Source organism: Rhodothermales bacterium, assembly GCA_017643395.1.
Classification (GTDB): domain Bacteria; phylum Bacteroidota; class Rhodothermia; order Rhodothermales; family UBA10348; genus JABDJZ01.
Genome location: JAEPNP010000001.1, coordinates 842,846 through 860,031, shown reverse-complemented (window position 1 = coordinate 860,031; position 17,186 = coordinate 842,846). Strand labels below are relative to the sequence as shown.

At 62.3% G+C, this 17,186-nt stretch carries 10 protein-coding genes; 3 read left to right on the top strand and 7 right to left on the bottom strand.

What is annotated here, in order from left to right; genetic code table 11:
- Position 1: 1 nt before the first annotated feature.
- From JJ896_03370 to JJ896_03355, 4 genes are all read right to left on the bottom strand, one after another.
- Complete coding sequence (locus tag JJ896_03370; GenBank protein ID MBO6778674.1) at positions 2-580, bottom strand: DUF1788 domain-containing protein; 579 nt, start codon at positions 578-580, stop codon at positions 2-4.
- Complete coding sequence (locus JJ896_03365) at positions 577-1,356, bottom strand: DUF1819 family protein (protein MBO6778673.1); 780 nt, start codon at positions 1,354-1,356, stop codon at positions 577-579. Before JJ896_03365 ends, JJ896_03370 begins: the two co-directional genes overlap by 4 nt.
- Positions 1,353-1,913 carry a BrxE family protein gene (locus JJ896_03360; protein ID MBO6778672.1) on the bottom strand — a complete coding sequence of 187 codons (561 nt, stop codon included), beginning with the start codon at positions 1,911-1,913 and terminating at the stop codon, positions 1,353-1,355. The genes JJ896_03365 and JJ896_03360 overlap by 4 nt, the downstream gene beginning before the upstream one ends.
- Before the next feature lie 262 nt (positions 1,914-2,175).
- Positions 2,176-5,589 carry a TM0106 family RecB-like putative nuclease gene (locus JJ896_03355; protein MBO6778671.1) on the bottom strand — a complete coding sequence of 1,138 codons (3,414 nt, stop codon included), beginning with the start codon at positions 5,587-5,589 and terminating at the stop codon, positions 2,176-2,178.
- A 162-nt stretch (positions 5,590-5,751) separates the two neighbouring features.
- Here JJ896_03355 and JJ896_03350 point away from each other — a divergent pair, with 162 nt between their 5' ends.
- Positions 5,752-8,829 carry a DUF3427 domain-containing protein gene (locus JJ896_03350; GenBank protein ID MBO6778670.1) on the top strand — a complete coding sequence of 1,026 codons (3,078 nt, stop codon included), beginning with the start codon at positions 5,752-5,754 and terminating at the stop codon, positions 8,827-8,829.
- A 15-nt stretch (positions 8,830-8,844) separates the two neighbouring features.
- Here JJ896_03350 and JJ896_03345 read toward each other — a convergent pair whose 3' ends face one another.
- From JJ896_03345 to JJ896_03335, 3 genes are all read right to left on the bottom strand, one after another.
- Positions 8,845-9,300, bottom strand: a complete 456-nt coding sequence (locus JJ896_03345) for a hypothetical protein (GenBank protein ID MBO6778669.1) — start codon at positions 9,298-9,300, stop codon at positions 8,845-8,847.
- 92 nt (positions 9,301-9,392) lie between these two features.
- Positions 9,393-10,361, bottom strand: a complete 969-nt coding sequence (locus JJ896_03340) for a hypothetical protein (GenBank protein MBO6778668.1) — start codon at positions 10,359-10,361, stop codon at positions 9,393-9,395.
- Positions 10,362-10,433: 72 nt separating this feature from the next.
- On the bottom strand, positions 10,434-12,320 hold the full coding sequence (locus JJ896_03335) for an ABC-F family ATP-binding cassette domain-containing protein (protein MBO6778667.1): 1,887 nt from the start codon (positions 12,318-12,320) through the stop codon (positions 10,434-10,436).
- Between the two features lie 128 nt (positions 12,321-12,448).
- Here JJ896_03335 and JJ896_03330 point away from each other — a divergent pair, with 128 nt between their 5' ends.
- Both JJ896_03330 and JJ896_03325 read left to right on the top strand, forming a co-directional pair.
- Positions 12,449-12,745 carry a DUF1272 domain-containing protein gene (locus JJ896_03330; GenBank protein MBO6778666.1) on the top strand — a complete coding sequence of 99 codons (297 nt, stop codon included), beginning with the start codon at positions 12,449-12,451 and terminating at the stop codon, positions 12,743-12,745.
- 335 nt (positions 12,746-13,080) lie between these two features.
- On the top strand, positions 13,081-17,175 hold the full coding sequence (locus tag JJ896_03325) for a choice-of-anchor D domain-containing protein (protein MBO6778665.1): 4,095 nt from the start codon (positions 13,081-13,083) through the stop codon (positions 17,173-17,175).
- Positions 17,176-17,186: the final 11 nt, after the last annotated feature.

Sequence of the window (17,186 nt, the reverse complement as noted above, 5' to 3'; positions counted from 1 at the left end):
TCTAGAAGATCTTTGGCCGGTAGTTGTGTTCGGCGTCCAGCACGCCCATGAAGCGCAGGCCGGCTGCCCCGTCCAGGTCGCCCGGGTAGAACAGGACTGCTGGCACGTTCACCTTTCCCTTCATCTGCTCTAGGAGGGATGACGTCCGATAGAAGGGGAAGAGTGCGCCAGCCCGAGTGAGGAAAACGACGTCCCTCAACGGGTCCGCGTCCGGCGGGATGCCCTCCGTGACGAGCTCGTCCAGTGGGTGCCGATAAGACAGTACCTTGTGGAAGGTGTCTATCATCTTGTGTGTGCCGGTCTGCTTCTCCGCCTTGGCGATGCGTTCGGTGGTGAGGTTGCCACGAGAAAGCGCCGTCCTTAGGCACTCTGCCAGGGAAATGGTCGTGACCCGCTTGCCCGCCGCTTCGAGTCGTGTCCTTAGCATGCTGCACTCGCCGCGCACTGCGAACTCTGCTTCCGGCGGGTACCGGAAGATGGCGTAGGGCATGTTGTGGTAAGCACTTATCTCTGGGCGCGGGTCTTTCGACGCCAGAATCGGCTCCAGACCCTTTGTCAATCTGTCCTTCCAGTCACTCATTGCGTCATCGCCCCCGCGAAGTCGCTCGATGACTGGTAGGGAAGCGTGAGCTCGACTAGGGTGCCAGCCTTCTCAAATCGCAGCTTGCGGAACTGGTGGAGGCGATACACATCACGCTCCACGTCATCGGCGCTCATCAGGTACATCCGCCAGTCCTCTGAGTGAATGACGTCATGGCCGTTGCCGTGCTGTTCATAAAGCGCGTGAAGGAGATAAAGGAAGCTCTCTTCAGGCAGGTGATAGGAATTGAATTCGCGCGCCGTCGTGCCCGTCATCAAGTCAAAGTCCACGGCCATGCGGAGGAGTGCCGAAGCCACTCGTTCCAAAGTCGTCTTCTTCCACGGTGCGTCGGTCAGCCCGCGTCCGTGGAGAGCGACCAGGTAACCGTGTAGGTCAGTGGTCCGGAGCCGGAAAGCGCCGTCTTCGTATTCAGCGTAGAGCCAGTTGACCAAAAAGTCGCGAACGAGAAACTCATCGCGCGTCATGTGCCAGAGGAGCGCGGGCTTCCAGAAAGAGAGCGGCACCCGAGCCTGGGCCATCGCGACGAGGTTCCGGTCCCGGCCATTCGGGTCAAAGCGGCGGCTGATTACAAAGTTGACATCTCGCAACCAGTTTTCGCTGGTTGCCCCGATCGGGTTTTGCTCTCGAACCCGCCCCAGGTTGTGTTCTTTCGACCGATCGCAATCCCAGTTCTGGAAGATGTGATAAGTTTCCTCAATTAGAGACCCTTTGATCACCGTGAAGGAGGAAACGACGTCAGACCGCGAACCACTCATGCGCCCGCCCCAAGCCTGATGTATGGGACCGCCAGCTTCCCGGGTTCGCCGCGGGAGAACGAGGCAGCGAGGAGCGCAATAGCATCGTTATCCAATCCTTCAGCACCTGAGACCAGAACCGCACGTTCCTCGGCCGAGCGACGAAGTGACTCAACTCGACCAATTTGGTCAGCCGTCACCAGGCCCTGGGACCTCAGCAGCTCTAGGAGATCGCCGGGCACCGATTGGAGCTCCTCGAAATAGGGCGGCCAATCTCCCGAGTCGATCCACGTCTCCCAGCGCGCATCGAACTCGTCTTCAAGCTCGGCGGGGAGACTCCAAAGCGAAACTGCGTTGGCGACGCCTGAGAATCTCTCCGCACAGCGTGAGGTGGCGACGGCGAACACAACTCGCGCTTGGGCGAAGAAGTGGGTCCGCGGGAGACCGCGGGCATACAGCAGTGCTCCCTTTCTTCCCAGCAATCCGTTGGTATTCCACCACTGCGCGCTATCCATCTCCCCGAAGCGTGCGACGGCGAGGCGGAGCTTCAGAAGCCGGTCAAGATCGATCGTTGACATAGATCTGGCGGGATCCAGGGGCGAAGAAACACAGAGGCCGCAGAGTTCGCGTCACACGAGACATGGTCAAGGTGTCTCGCATCGAGATTGTCCCCACCTTCGAACAGGTAAAAGTGAAACTTCATGCCGGCGGTATTCGGAGAAGCTCCTCATTGCGATCAAGGTCGTATCAGTTTCGGCACGGCGGCGGGTTGACAGCTTTGGTAATCGTTAATTAGTGGGAGAGCACGCAAAGTAGGCATCTGTTCCAAACGCATTCGGATCACCCATCGACTTCGCTCACACCACTCCTCTCCCCAAACGCACAAACCCCATTAGCCCACCGCATCGCCTCCACACTCACACACTCCGGCTCCAACACCGCCGGCGACGCCACCAGCACACAAACACATCTAGCCCTGCTGGTCGCCACGTTTAGCCGATTCGGCGAGTACAAGAAACTCATCCCCCTCGGCGCGTCCTCCGCACTCGAACTCGCCATCGAATAGATCACAACCGGCGCTTCCTGACCCTGAAACTTGTCCACGGTGCCCACCCGGGCTCCATCCGGAAGCTCCCGCACCGAAGCGCCGACCTGATCGTTGTACGGCGCGACAACCAGGATGTCGTCGATGGTGAGCGCACGCGCCTCGCCCTGTCGGTCGGTCCACGTCACGCCCGCCGCCGTCAGCTCATCGATAATCGCCGCGACTGCGGCCACCTCTTCTGGTGAGCCGCTCTGATTGCCGAAATGCTCCACCGGCTCATAGAACAGGCCGGACCCGGCAAACCGGGTAGGCCCGTTGATGCGCTGCCGCGCCAGATCCTCCCGTGAGCGCAACCGTCCCTGGTAGTACATCTCGGAGGTGAACCGGCAGATGTCCGGATGCAGACGCCAGGTTTCGTCAAGAAAGAGCCCACGGTCGTCGGGTATCGTATCGCGGCCGTTCAGGACATGCACAAGCGTCGCTACGTCGGCTCCTTCTGGATGCGACCCCTGCTGAGGCTGCTCCAACTGCTGCGGATCACCCAACAGCACCAGGTTGCGGGCCGCTCGGGATGCCACCAGCGTGTTGGCCAGAGCCATCTGCCCGGCCTCGTCGACGAACAGGAAATCCACCTGCTCAGCCAGCTCGGGCCGGGCCCACAGCCACACGGTCCCGCCGACCACCCTTCCGTGAGCCAGCGCGTCGATCACGTCATCATTCCCGATCTCATGGTAGCCGGGATCGTCGGGGACGTCGTCAGACTTGTGGGCCACCTCGCGGTCCGCATCCGCCTCACGCACGTTCAGAAGCATGTTCTCGATCACCTTGTGACTCACCGCCGTGACGCCGATGCGAAAACCGGCCGCCGCCAGGTGCGCGATCATGTGGGCACCGATGTAGGTCTTGCCCGTGCCCGGCGGCCCTTGGATGGGCAGCACGCCGTGATCCAACCCCTCGGCAAGACGGATGGCTGCCGACAGGAGTTCTTCCCCATGGCGTCGCAGCGGGCCCCTATAGTTGTCCTCCAGTCGCGGAGGTTCATTCAGCAGCAACCGGCGCCCGGCCACGGAGGGCCCATCGCCCGAAAAGTCGTCCGACGCCACCTGCTTTCCGAGTTCTAGCAGGGTCTCGCGTAGTCGCTTCGCCGGGATGAGGTCCCAGAGAAACACGTCCGACGGCGCCAGCTCCTTGGTCTTCCTGGTGTGCTTGATGTCGATGGTGCGCTCCGAGATGTCCACGGCCACCACGTGCCCCAGACGCTGCTCCGACGTCACCCAGACGTCCTTGTCCGGCTTGGCCGACAGCTCCTGCTCGGGGTAACGGTAGCGATTGGTCGGGATGCCCTGCCTGGACACTTCGAGCGTCTCCAGCAACTCAAGCCCCGCCACTCCGTGCCGGTCTCGTTCCCGGCACTCGGCGTCGAGGTCCGACAGTCGGAACTTGTCCCAAAACGTGACCTTGTCCTCGCGCCAGTGGTATTCCAGCATGTGCGCGAGGAGCCATCGCGCTTGCTGTTCGGCGCTGCGATTGGCCGCGGCTTCAGGCACGCCCGCCACCAGCGCCTCGAACACCGCTGCGACCTCCTCCGCCCGGTCCTTGCTGGTCTCTGACGTACCGTCATTCGGCTCCGGCCGATCAATCGGACCCACCTCCGCCACCAGCTCCGCACGACGCTCCTCGAGCCAGTCTCTCAACACCAGCGTGGACGCACAGTCCTCCCGGTTGTACGCCTCGATGGTTGCGCGCACGTCGTCATCGATGTCGCGGCCCAACTCCAGGTCCCACGCGGCCGTCCGGAGCGCCTTGCGGACTTCCGGCAGCGGGGCCGCCCGTTCGAATCCGACAAGTGGCTCCAACTCCTTGAGCCCGTATCCCTCGATACCCGCCCGCACACCCTGCTTGGTGACCGCCATCAAGTCCACGAAGCGCAGCCCGCGAAGCAGCTGGTCGACCTCGTCCTCGCGACTGCCATGACGTCCCATCAGCCGGCTGAGCGTGGCCTTTTCGTAGGGTGAGAAATGGTAGATGTGGGCGTCTGGATATTCTTCGAAGCGCTTGATGAGAAAATCCACGGTCTCCTCGAACGCGCGCCGTTCCTCGGCCCGGTCCGTGGCCCAGATCGGCCGGTACTCCCAGGCTCCGTCGGACTTGTAGTACAGCCCGAACAGGTATTCGAGCCCGCCACCCTCGACGAAGTTGTCGGACTCGATGTCGAAGAATACGTCCCCCTTGTCCGGGGCGGGCAGCATGGCCAATCCACGACCGGGTTCATGGACGATGAGCTCGCGGTGAATGGCACCCGTCCGCCGGGTCTCCAGCTGGGCGCGGGCCTGCAGGTGTGCGCGCTCGAAGCCCTCGCGTGACCCACGGCTCGGCCGCGCGGGCAAGGCGTGCGCCGCCTCGGCCCAGGGCTCCAACTGCGTGATGCCCTGGCTCTCCAATTCAACACGGTGCAGGCGAGTCACGCCAGCAACCAGCGACAGGTGGTCATCCTCGCGCCGCTTCGTGTCGCAGTGCTTCCACCAATCGCAGATGTCACACTTCGCGCAGGGCTCGGGGTACGTGCGGCGTGGGGCGGCTTGGACCGTTTCCTGAAGCCGCCGCTTCACCAATCGGTAGTAGGCGCCGAAGTCGTTGAAACGAAAAGATTCCAGCTGGAAGTCCGCGCCGGGGCGCACGACGTGTACAAACTCTGGCATGCGTCCCTGCAGTTCTTTCAGGAGGTCGGCGTACAGGCAGAGTTGCAGAACCGTCGAGCCCTTGGTTTCCGAGGCCAGCTTGGTGTCGATGGGCTCGTAGTGCCAGTCGCCCAGCGCGCTGGTGCCGGGGACTTTGCGCAGCACGTCGGCGATGCCAAGCCAATCGCCATGGACCAGGCGAGCCTGGACAATGAAGTCGGCGCCGTCCCGCATGGCTTGCAGCGTGCGCTCGATCGCTTTCAGTCTCGCGGTCTCTTTCTTGTCGCGGGGGAGGTCCTGCGGGACGTTGAGGTTGCGCACGTCGGCGCCCGTTGCCTCAATGTGCGCAACATAGTCTGCCTCAAACCGTCGTCCGCGCTCTTGAAGGAGTGCCAGCGCGTCGTTGTGATACGTGGGCTTGGCCCGCTCGCCGCGGATGGCGCTCAGGTTCAGCTGCGTGAGATGGCGGCAGCCCAGGTGGTTGGTGAGGTCCGAGGCTGAGAGGACAGTTTTGGAGCCGGTCTTGCGCACGAAATGTGGTGGGACTGTTGTGGTAGTCCAATATGATGGTCCGGTCAGGAAGAAACACGCGGCCAACGGGCCGAGACCCTCAGGTCGGTAGTAGCGATTGAATTCGGCCGCGGGCGATCATTGCCCCCGGCGTACTCGATCTCTAACCTCTCCCGTAGAGCTTTGGCGCAGGAACATCTCCCATATGGCCTCTACGAGCGCGTAGTCACCAACCGACTCCGCACTGAACTAGAGCGCGCCACGGAGAACGCCGCCGCCCAGCTCAGCAAGCTCGACGCCGACGAGGCCCACATCCTCCTGGCGCAGTACATCGGTGACGCAGTCCAGGCCGCCCTCCGTGCGCTTCCCCGCACGAAGCGCCTGGAGAACCAGGTGCACCTGGCCAACCGGATTCTCGAGACGGTGCATGGCGTGATCCCGGCCGCGGTCGACTCCGAGGATCACGTCCAGCATGAGATCCTCCAGGCCGTCCTCCAGCCGAATCAGGAGCCGCCTCCGCGCCCTGGCATTCCGCTCTCGCAGTCGGAACTCCTCGTCAACGCGCGGGACGAATACCGCATCGGCCACGAACTCATCCAGGAGATCGAGTCTGCGGACCGCATCGACCTGATCTGCTCCTTTGTGAAATGGGGCGGGGTTCGGCTGATGCGAGACGCGTTGAGCAAGCACCTCAAGCGGGGTCGGGCGATGCGCGTGCTGACCACGACCTACCTGGGCTCGACGGACCAGAAGGCACTCGACTTTCTGCTCGATCTCGGCGCCGAGATCCGCGTCTCCTACGACACGCGCAGAACGCGCCTTCACGCCAAAGCCTGGTTGCTCCATCGGGAGACCGGCTACTCGACGGCGTACATCGGATCGTCGAATCTCTCCGCGACCGCGCAGACGGACGGCCTTGAGTGGAACGTGCGCGTCTCCCAGGTAGATGCAGCGCGCATCGTGCAGAAGTTCGAGGCGACGTTCAACAACTACTGGGGTGATGGCGAATTCGTCCCCTATGACGGGTCCGAGGAGCAGCGAAAGAACTTCGCGCGGGCCATCAGCAAGGAGCGGGACGGTCCGGATCGCGAACTGCCCATCACGTACTTCGACATCCGGCCGTACCCGTTTCAGCAGGAAATCCTCGACCGGCTTGAGGTGGAGCGAACAGTCCGCGGCAGATCTCGCAACCTTGTCGTAGCAGCGACCGGGACGGGCAAGACCGTGGTCGCGGCCCTGGACTACAAGCGGCTCAAGAAGCGAAAGGAGGTCGAGTCACTCCTGTTCGTAGCCCATCGCCAGGAGATCCTCAGGCAGAGCCGGCGCACGTTTCGACATGTTCTGAGAGACGGTTCGTTCGGCGAACTCCTGGTTGCGGGCCTGAAGCCGGAGGAAGGCCATCACGTGTTCGCCTCTGTGCAATCCCTGGCGCAGATCGAATTGTCGGACCTGGACCCCGCGTCGTTCGACATGGTGATCGTCGACGAATTCCACCACGCGGCCGCGCCCACCTACTCCAGGCTACTGAACCACCTCAAACCTCGTCAGCTGCTCGGCCTCACCGCCACCCCGGAGCGCGCAGACGGCCGGTCCGTCAAGCACTGGTTCGACGACCACGTGGCATCCGAACTCCGGATCTGGGATGCCATCGAGCGCGGACTCCTAGTCCCGTTCCACTACTTCGGTGTGCACGACAACACGGACCTGACGCAGCTGGCCTGGCGGCAGGGCAAGTACGACGTCTCCGAACTCGAAAACCTCTACACGGGCGATGTCCTCCGTGCCAATATGGTGCTCGGTGCGCTGGAGGAAAGTGTGCGTTCAGTGGCGGAAGTGCGCGCACTCGGCTTCTGCGTGAGCAAGGCGCATGCGCATTTCATGGCGGACGCGTTCAACCGGGCGGGCGTGCCCAGTCTCGCGCTCACGGCCGACACCCCGTCCGCGGAGCGACAAGGCGCCATCGCCCAACTGCAGTCCCGGAAGCTGAACGTCATCTTTGTGGTCGATCTCTTCAACGAGGGCGTAGACATCCCCGAGGTCGATACGGTGCTCTTTCTGCGGCCGACGGAAAGCGCGACGGTGTTCATGCAACAACTTGGGCGCGGGCTTCGGCTGTTCGAGGACAAGGAGTGCCTCACGGTGCTCGACTTCGTTGGCAATGCCCGCAAGGAGTACCGGTTTGATAAGCGATTTGGCACCCTGCTCGGCATGGGTCGAGGACGAGTCCGCAAGCAGGTGGAACAGGGCTTTCCACTCCTTCCGAGCGGATGCAGCATCAAGCTGGATCGGCAGAGTCGCGAGATCGTGCTGGAGAACCTCCGGCGCACGGTAGGCGCGGACAAACGATCCCTGGTCTCCGAGCTGAGAAGACTCGGTCCCGACATGCCGCTTGCGACCTTCTTGGAGGAGGTCGGCCTGGAGCTAGAAGACCTCTACCGCGGCGGTCGCTTCATGACTGACTTGCGCGATGCAGCCGGAGGCACTTCCCAAGGCGCGGGTCCCAAGCAGGACAGCCTCGGAAAAGCCCTCGGGCGCATCCTGCATATGGACGACCCGGACTGGCTCATCGCGTCGCGACGATTTGCGCAGGGACACTCCTGGGAAGGCTACTCGCCCCGGGGTCGGGCGATGTTGCTGGTGAGCCTGCTCGGAGCAGAAGCCTATCGGGACCTCGACGCTGCCGAGGCACTCCTCCGGCAGCACCCAGCTATTTGCACGGAGCTGGCAGAATTGCTTGAACTCCTTCTCGAGCGCGTGGACCACGTCCCTCGTGAATTCGACCACCTGCCGGATGTGCCCCTTAAGCTCCACTGTCGCTACTCACGGGATGAGATCATGGCGTCCTTCGATTTCACCAAGAAGGGCGTGCTGTATCAGCCGCGAGAGGGCGTGGTGTTCGACCCGGAGTCCGGAGCGAATCTGCTCTTCGTGACTGTCAACAAGTCGGAGAAGGACTACTCGCCCTCGACCATGTACGAGGACTATGCCCTCACACCGACCGAATTCCACTGGCAGTCGCAGGCCACAACGCGTCCGGAGACGGAGAAAGGCAAGCGGCACTGGCAGCACCGGGAGTTGGGGATCACGCCGCTTCTCTTTGTGCGCGAGGCCCGCAAGACGGAGTACGGAGCCACGGCGCCCTACTTCTTCCTTGGTCCGGTCGAGTATGTGAAGCACCACGGCGAGCGCCCCATGAACGTGACCTGGCGACTGCAGCAAGCGATCCCGGCGGACTGGATGCGCAGGTTGCGGGTAGCCTGAGGAAAACGTCCGCGCCTAGTCAGCGGTCAACGACTCCCGATCTCGCGCACCCGCAACTACCTCCGGAAACGAGATGGCTCCCGGCTGGTCCTCCAGCTGCTCAAGAGACCAGCGGCCTCCGTTCCAAAGCGAGTACGCCGCCCAGAAAGAGCCGCGCGCGGCCGCATCCTCAAGTAGTTGCCAAGCGCGGGAAGAATCGGCAGGTAACTCGGGTAGACGCTCGTCGACAGGGTTGAGCAAGTGACTGACCACCCTGTTCATGCTATTGGTATCACCAAGCCGTGCAAGAGTCTCAAGTGCCTCCCAGCGCTCCTGGCGCATCTGCTCCTTCGCTCGCTGTTGCTTGGGTCCCTCGGCGATGCGCTCATAAAGGGGCTGGACAAGACGGGCCGAGGTGTCGGGACTCACTGCGCCGGCCAATAGCAGAATCAGCAGAACAGCTGTGGTGGAGGTGGTCTTGGGATACTGCATGATCAATCGGGCTGGTGGGCACCCGTGTTCATCGGCCGAATCGCGCAGAGTGTTAAACCCACGAATCCACCTGGCGCAACGGCTCGCGAGGACTACCTACGCCCAAACCCTCCAGTCCGCGCCTCAATATCCACGGCACCCAGCAGATCCTGCATCGCCTGCTTGCCCTTGCGCAGTCCGTAGCGGTATCCCCACCCGGTTGCCCATCCGAAGGCCAGGCCCACCGCAGCTGAGATCGAAGCGGTCAGCCCCGCAATGCCGACCCACCCCATCGCGGACTTATTGGCAGCGATCAGGGCCGTCATCAGGGCGGTGAACGCAGCCATGCCGCCACTTATCCAGCCGCCGACTCTGAAGCTGCGCCATTTGCTTGCCGACAGGTCGACCTGAAGGGATACCTCGGTGCGCTCGGCATCGATCTCGTGGAGCGTGGCGGTCATGCGATTGAGCGTGGAGTGGCTCATCGCGTAGGCGAACGAGTTGATTCCGCCGGCAGCTGTCATGATCTCGGATGTGGGCACCCGGAAAATCAGGGTGGAATCGGCCAGGTTGCGGGGGTCGCCGATGGCCTCGACCAGCTGGAGGTTGTATCGCTCACTGGTGAAGATGTCCTCGACCGCCTTCAGCACCGATTCCCTGTCGGCGTGGATCACGCGGGAGATGCTGATCTGCTCTTCGTTCGACCCGAGCAATCGCTCGGCGAGGGCCACCTGCTCGGGGCTGGGGGCTCCGACATCCAGTTTCTGGGCCGCATGCTGGCGAACGGCAAGGTCGATGAACTGCGCATTGATGCCCGCCTCATCCCCAATGTGCCTGATTTCGTCCAGGGAAAACGACTGGGAAGGCGTGCCGGATGACTCGGCAATCACCCGACTGCGCTCGTCCAGGCGTCGGCTTGCCTCGGCCTGAAGACGTGATGCGATGCTCCAGATGGCCTTTGCCTCCGCCGGATCAAACTGGCCGTCAGAGGCAGAATCGTCGGCCACGCCTGCCAGCTCGATTTCGTCGGCTGCGAGACCTTCGTCCGTGGTGACAGGACTGGCAGAGCGAGTGCGTTCCATGTCTCAAAAACTCGATAACGAAATCAACCCAATCGCAGCACCTCCCGGGGGTTCCGCAATCGGTCCGGTCGCCTATGCCCGCTCCGAAAGCTCCGCCCAGCGCTCCACGTCCCGGTCCAGCTGATCGCTCAGCTCACCAAGCTCCCTCGACAACCGCTCCAGCGTCTCGAATTCCCCTCCGGCCCCCCCGAGCTCGGCCTCCAACTGCTCCTTGCGAGCCTCGCCCGCCTCAATGCGCGCCTCCACATCCTCGAGCTCCCGTTTCTCCTTGAACGAGAGCTTCCCGTCAGCCCGCCCGGCCGCCTTCTTTTTCGGTGCCACAGCCTTGGGCGATGGCCTCGAAGCCGCCGCCGCCACCGCAGCCTCTTCGCGAGCACTCTGCTCCAGATAGGCCGAATAGTCCCCCGGATACGCCCGAACCTCCCCATCCTCACCAAAGCGCAGGATGTGATCCACCGTGCGGTCCAGAAACCACCGGTCGTGCGACACCGCAATCAGCACCCCCTGAAACGTGTCCAGGTACTCCTCCAGTGCCGCCAGCGTCGGGATGTCCAGATCATTCGTCGGCTCATCCAGGAGCAGCACGTTCGGCGCTTCCATCAGCACCAACAAGAGATGCAGCCGCCGCCGTTCTCCGCCGGACAGCTTGGCCACCGGTGTGTACTGGACCGCAGGCGGAAACAGAAAGCGCTCCAGCATCTGGCTGGCAGAGATCACCGCACCGTCCGCTGTGCGCACGCTCTCGGCCACTTCGGTCACCGTATCGATCACCCGCAACTCCTCCTTCAGCGGCCGACCCTCCTGGTCGAAATATCCAATCACGGTGGTGGCTCCTCGCAGTACGGAGCCCGAATCAGGCTCCAGGCGACCCGAGATCATCTCCAATAGCGTCGTCTTGCCGCTCCCGTTGGGCCCAATGATGCCGATGCGGTCATCGCGCTTGAAAGAGCGCGAGAACCGGTCGACCACGGTCCGCCCATCGAACGTCTTCGTAACCCGCTCCAGGTCGATCACCTTGTTGCCGAGTCGGGTAGACGCGGCTGACAGCGCGAGCGATGGGTCCTTTCCCGCGCCCGACGCCTCCTGCAACGCCTTGGCGCGCTCAACGCGATACTTCGCTTTGGACGTGCGCGCCTTGGGCCCCCGACGCAGCCACGCCAGCTCCCGTCGCGCCAGGTTCTGCCGGGTCCGCTCGGTGGCCTCGGCCAGCCGATCGGCCTCTTCCTTCAGCTCCAGATAGCGCTGGTAGTTGCCCTCATACCGCGTCACCCCGCCCGGGTGTACTTCCAGCATGCGGTTCGTCACACGGTCCAGGAAGTGCCGGTCGTGGGTCACCAGCAATAGTGCGCCCGAATAGCGGATCAGCCACTTCTCCAGCCAGTCTATCGTCGCGGTGTCCAGGTGGTTGGTGGGCTCGTCCAGAATGAGAAGGTCCGGCTCCAGAATGAGCGCCCGGGCTAGAGCCACGCGCTTTCGCTGCCCGCCGGACAGCGTGTTCACCCGGGCCGCGACGTCGGTCAGCCCAAGTCGGTCCAGAACGGCCCTGGCCGCGGCCTCCCGATCCCAACCGCCCGACACATCGAGCTGATGACTGAGCTCGGTCACCCGATCCAGAACGGAGTCGTCGCCGCGCGCCAGTCGATGGGCTGCCTCTTCATAGTCATGCATGAGCCGAAGCGCGGGGTCGTCCGCGTCGAACACGGCATCGAGAACCGTATGTGCGGGATCGAATTCGGGATTCTGCGAGAGCATCGCCACTCTGGATCGAGGTGGAATCCAGACGCGCCCCCCATCGGCCGTTTCCTCTCCGGATATGATGCGCAAGAGGGTGGACTTGCCAGAACCGTTGGCTCCGATGAGGCCCATCTTTTCGTCCACTCCAAGGCCGAACGTGACGTTTTCCAGCAGCGGCTTCATGCCGAAGCTTTTTCTCAGGCCCTCGACCGTAAGCATGTTCATTGGAGCACCACCACGCGCGTTAGCAGCGCGCTTGTAGCTGGCAGGAAGGCGCATGATCCCCGCCGATGCGATTGGCGGCCGCTCGGCCCCAAATGCGGGCACAGGCCCAGCTTGACACTCGGGGGTGAATGGCCCGTACGTCCTCCGACGACACACCGCAAATCCGAACCTGCCATCTCATGCTCGAAATCCGCCCAAACTGCGAGTGCTGTGATCGCGACCTGCCCTTCGACTCCGCCGATGCGCTGATTTGCACGTTCGAGTGCACGTTCTGCCGAGACTGCGTCGATGGTGTGCTCCAGGGCACGTGTCCGAACTGCGGCGGCAACTTCGTACCGCGTCCGATTCGGCCCAAACGCCTGATCGCAGCGTACCCCCCGTCGCAGAAACGAGTGCTGAAGGAAGGCGGTTGCGTGGCTGCCTGAGGTGCTGGCCGATGGGCGGCTTCGACTTCACAACATTGACGGTGGACGAGCGGATGCCCCAGTGAAAGCACCTCCGTTGTGGAAGAATTGCGCTAGCTCGGACCGGCCGGTACGTCACACAGCGATCGACCACTTGCGGCGCGCTCAGCGGGCCGCATCTGTTCGAGCATCCACAAGACGATCCTGATCGATCGCGGTGGCCGCCAGCGGCCCCTCCCCCCGAAGACATCGGGCCGGGATGTCACCGGGGATTCAGATTTATTCAGCGCGAAGTCTGCACGCGGACGAAGGTGGTGGGAGTAGTCGGGCAAGAGATAGTCAGGAGCCCATACACCATGAGAGTCCTCATACTTGCCATCTGCTCATTCCTCCTTCTTTGGCCGCACGACGCGGCATCGCAAGCGCTTCGGGGTGAACTCAGTCCGTTCGTGGAGACCGCCTCCATGTTCAGCGCCTACGACCCTACAGCGGAGCAGATTTCTGCCGCCGCTTGTGTCACGGCCCCGACCAGCCTAGAGGGTGGGGAAACGTTCTTCATCGACCTCTCCGGCCGAATTCGCCAGTCCGACATCAAAAAGAAGTTTGGACTGGATCTACAAGGCAGTTACAACTGGAAGGTGACCAAGGCCTCCGCAACGCTCAACTACCTGCGGGAAACGGAAACCTCGGGCTTCTCAATAGGCGTCAACTATGCGGCAGACTACACGCTCGGCTCTGAGCGAATCGCAGGGGACGCCACGCTGACGGCCAACACGCCGGATCCGACCGGCAATCCAGGTGGGTTCGCGGAGAAATGCGGGAGCTCCTTCATCTCGCAGATCGATTACGGTGCCTACCTGATGTTCTCGGTTCGCATCGATTTTTCCTCTCGCGAGGATCTGGAAGACTTCAGGGCATCCTTCAGCATTGAGGGCCCTTGGGGAAGCGCAAGTAAGAACCTCTCGGCGTACGAGAAAGCTCTGAGCAGAGACGCGCGGATCAGCGTGTCGGTGACCCAAATAGGGGGCATCGCTTCTCAGGCGAAAGAATTGCTTGGAGAGGGCGGAGGGCAGGGTACTACGCAGTGTCTCACCGGCAACTTCGGTCGGTGCCTTGGGGTGGTCGCCGCGCTGATAGACTACTCCCAGACCGGATTTCTGACCCAACTTGAAGACCCGAACGGGCCCAAGCCAATTCGATACCACTATGCGCCATACACGGACCTTGGTTACTCGCCGGGACCGTGGCCCATGCTCGAGGCGGCCATCCTGGGTGCACGGGAGTCCCTATCCGTCCAGATGGAGCAGCAGCTCAACGTGCAAGCGGTAGCACTGCGGTTGCTCCAGTACCCGCTAGGCGCACGTAGATCGGCGGTCGAGGAAGGGCTGGCCGCCAGCGAAGCCAACATCGTGCTCATCGCCGACGCGACCGTTACGTGCTACACCCGAATCCCGGAGTGTCTTCAGGCTGTGGCTGACCTTGAATTGACCCCGGTCGACCAGGGCGCTCTTGAGTTTCCCCCGCGACCTACGTCAAGCGTCCGGATCTACAACACCCTGGAGGGTCTGCTTTCCGAGGCAGAGTCCGCCAGGCGGCTGGAAGCGGTGGACAACCAGGCTGACGGAGAAGTGACCGCGGACATGCACGCCGCGCTCGCGCCAAACGGGGGAAGCTCTACCGTAGCACTCCTGATCGATGGCCAGGCGCTCGAGACAGCGCAGTTCAGGTTCGACCGGGTAAGCGATCCGCTGCGGGTCCTTTGGAACGGAGCCGCCACCAACGGCGGCCTGAAGTCGCAGACGACCATTCCTTTTGACGAACTACCGGATTTCAAGAGAGTGGGGGAAGCACGTCTGCTCTTTTTGACAGACGATACCAAGCTGGAGGACGACGACGGGCTTTATGCGGGGCGGGATATCAATATCCCCGTCTCTCGATCGGAGATCATCAGGGGGAGGGACGGTCGAACTCGGCCCGACGATGGGTCCGGGCTGTTCACGAGCAGCGGATACTTCTACGTGTTGGTCTTCGACGGATACGGGCGCGAGTACCGATTCAACCTCGCATACTCGGAGTGGATCCTTGAGCCGCGGCGCGTAGCGCCAGAGGGGAATCGGCGGAACGGCACAGAGGCTTCTTCAGATTTCTGGGAAGTGACGGTTGATTCGAGGACCATCTGGCACAACACGAACTCCGCTCCTCCCAAGGGGCGCTTGCTAACACGGCGAGTCGTGGGAGACACCGGTCAACCGAAGACGTTTCCTCGCAATCGTGAGCAGTACGACTACTGGGGCGCGGCCGGCTATGACAGCCCGTATTACTGGTGGTACGCAGACGGCATCGAAACGGTGGCTAACCCGGGTCGAGGCGCGCTCGTAAACATCTGGCATCCCTACTCAGACGGGGTGGGCGGCGTGAAGGAGCGCAACGTGATTTACCGATTTGACAAGGACATCGCTGTAAGTACGAATTCTCCCCTTTATCGCTACGCCAACACGGGTTCAGGAGCAAACTCGGAGGCCTCCGTCTTCATGTACGATTGGGCTGCCCGATTTGAGGCCGATGCCAGATTGGCAAGCCCGACACGGGACTCCACCAACTTTGGCAGCACCGAGATTGGCGAGACGGCGGTACGCGAAGTCGTGTTGATGAATGAAGGCAATGTGGCGCTGGAAGTCACACCCGCCATCTCAGGTGATCAGTACGGCGCGTTCAGTGTGGCGAGAGGAGGCAGCACCTTTGCGATCGAACCCGGACTGACCGACACCCTGCAAGTCCTCTTCACGCCCAGCACTTTCGGCTCTCAAGCGGCCGTGCTATCAGTCCAGCACACGGCGGACAATCAGTCGAATCCGCTAGAGTTTCTCCTCTCCGGGGTAGCCGTTGGCTGTCCCTGGACCGCGAGCCCGACGAACCTCGTAGCCACCATTCGCGGTCAGGCCCAGGTCGATGGGGAGCCGGCCACGTCGGACGACTGCATCGCGGCGCTAGACGAGGACGGTAATGTGGCTGGCGCAGGCGATCTCGCGATAGACGGTGGGGTTGCTTACATCAACCTACGAATCTACGGCGACGATGAGACGACCACAGATGTGGATGAGGGCATGTCCGGGTCCGAGGATTTCACATTGAGGCTGTTTGATTCCTCCGGCTCTCAAATCCTGGTCTACCCCCATGCCCTGGGCGGGTGGAGGAATACAAACGGACAGCCTCTTCCCGACTACTCGGACTTATCCAAGATCTACAACTTCACGCAGTCTGGCGTTCAGTCTCTGACCCTTGAGGAGGGCTGGAGTCTGGTGTCGCCGGTAGTGCAGCCATCAGAGGCATCAGGCGCCCTCGAAGAGGTAGCGCAGAGGGCCCCCGACGTCACCTTCGTCTCTGGGTTCAGGTGTCCGTCCGACTCGTCTCCGGGCGGCATAATCACCTTCGATCCCACGGGACCCCCGTTCCTACAAGACCTGAACGCTCTGGAGGCAGGTCGCGGATACTGGTTTAGATCAGGCGCGGCGGCGACCCTCGAGCTAGAAGGGTTGGGGCTGCCTTCAGACTTCAGTCTATCCCTATGCGAAGGGTGGAATCTGGTGGGGTATTGGGGCACGGGTTCCTTACCCGTGAGAGAAGCCTTCGCGACGCTGATAGCCGATGACATTCTCGAGTTTGTCACGGGCTTTCAAGGGGGCGTCAAGACCTTCAATCCCGCCGACCCCGATTTCATAAACGACCTCGACACGCTGGAAACCGGCCTCGGCTATTGGGTGAAGGTTCGAGACGACGTGAGTGGCTTCCGGTATGACGAATCTTCCGGATCGAGCGCTGTCGCGGGAAGGCATCTCACTCAGAACACTCAGACGCAGCCGAAGCAGCTGCGCCCCAACCCGGTTTTCATGACCGTCGGCGGAAGGGTGACTTCTGACGGATCCGAACTGCCGCGGGAGATCCTGGTCCACGACCCGAGGGGTGTTCTTGTGGGGGTGCTTTCGGTCTCGAGCGACGGACGCCTTCGCACCACCGCAGTCTACGGTGATGATCCTGGCACGCAAGACGTGGATGGGGCACTTGCCGGCGAGTTGCTGTCGTTCTCTGCCGAGGGCTGGCAGATCACGAGTAGCCATCGGTTTGGTTCAAGCCTGGACCCGACGAGCCTCGACCTCGGCGCCACGCGGACGCTGCAGGCGGAACTGCCCTCAGAAGTGGAGCTGGCCAAGAACTATCCCAACCCATTCAACCCCTCCACGACGCTGAGATTCGCGCTCCCGGAGGCTGGCCGGGCAAAGCTGACGGTGTTCAATCTGATCGGCCAGCAGGTGGCACGGCTGGTAGACCAGGAACTGACGCCGGGTTGGCATGAAGTCCAATTCAATGCTGCTGAACTCGCTTCAGGCGTGTACCTCTATCGCCTAGAGGCAGGAGGCACCTCGCTGCTCGGCAGCATGCTACTGCAGAAGTAAGTAACCCGATC